2 protein-coding genes are annotated in these 927 nt (G+C 69.5%); both read right to left on the minus strand.

Annotated elements, in window-relative coordinates:
- On the minus strand, window positions 1–160 hold a 160-nt coding region (locus AC1DU6_RS33100), incomplete at its 3' end, for a GTPase (RefSeq protein ID WP_477862547.1).
- Window positions 157–927, minus strand: a 771-nt coding sequence (locus AC1DU6_RS33105) for an outer membrane protein assembly factor BamB family protein (protein WP_477862545.1), incomplete at its 5' end; no start/stop codon positions are given. The genes AC1DU6_RS33105 and AC1DU6_RS33100, both read right to left, overlap by 4 nt.

Genomic DNA, 927 nt, shown 5'->3' on the forward strand with positions numbered 1-927 from the left:
AGATGAACTCGCGGTCGCCCATGCGGCCGTCGCCGTAGTGGCGGTCGCGCGTCAGGCCGGCGAAGTCGGCCACGATGGCGTCGCGCGACTTGGTCAGGCGGTTGAACAGCGTCGACTTGCCCACATTGGGGCGGCCGACCAGGGCAATGACAGGTTTCATTCGGCGGTGATCGCGAACAGGCCGCCGCTCTTGGTCGCAACGAGGGCCGTGTCGCCCTGCAGCGCGATCGTGACGACCGGCGAGCCGTCGGTGGCCAGGCGTGAGCGCGTCTTGCCGGTGTCGCGGTCGATCAGATGGACCTGGCCCTCGAAGTCGCCGATCAGCACCTGCTTGGCCGTCACAACGGGTTCGGACAGCTTGCGGCGCTGGAACTGGTCCGCCGACCAGGCGAGGTCGCCGTTGGCCAGCTTCCAGGCCGACAGGCGGTCGGAGGCGTCGCCGGCAACAACGACCTGGGCGTCAGCGCCGATGCCGTTGGTGCCACCGACGACGCGGTTCCACAGCGCGCTGCCGCGCTCGGCGTTCACGCAGCCCACCGAGGACTGGAAAGCGCGCGCGCAGATCACCTCGCCCTGGCGCACAGCCGGGCCAACCAGGTCGGCCAGGCGCTCGACTTCATTCGTGCCACGCGGCGTGGCCACGCTGGCTTCCCAGCGCAACTGGCCCTTGACCGGGTCGACACCGGCCAGGCGCGGGCCTTGGCCAACCACCAGTGTGTCCTTGTAGGCCAGCAGCACACCGGCCTTGGCCAGCGTCAGCGGCTCGCCGGGGCGCTTCAGCTCCCAGATCTTGCGGCCATCCAGCACGTCGAAGGCCAGCACTTGGCGGTCCAGCGTCAACGTGAAGACACGCTCGCCAGCCACCAAGGGCGCAGCGACGACGGGCGTCGGCAGAGCCTTCTTCCAGGCCACCTTGCCGTTGTCCAG

The sequence above is a fragment of the Roseateles sp. P5_B10 genome (assembly GCF_056400485.1).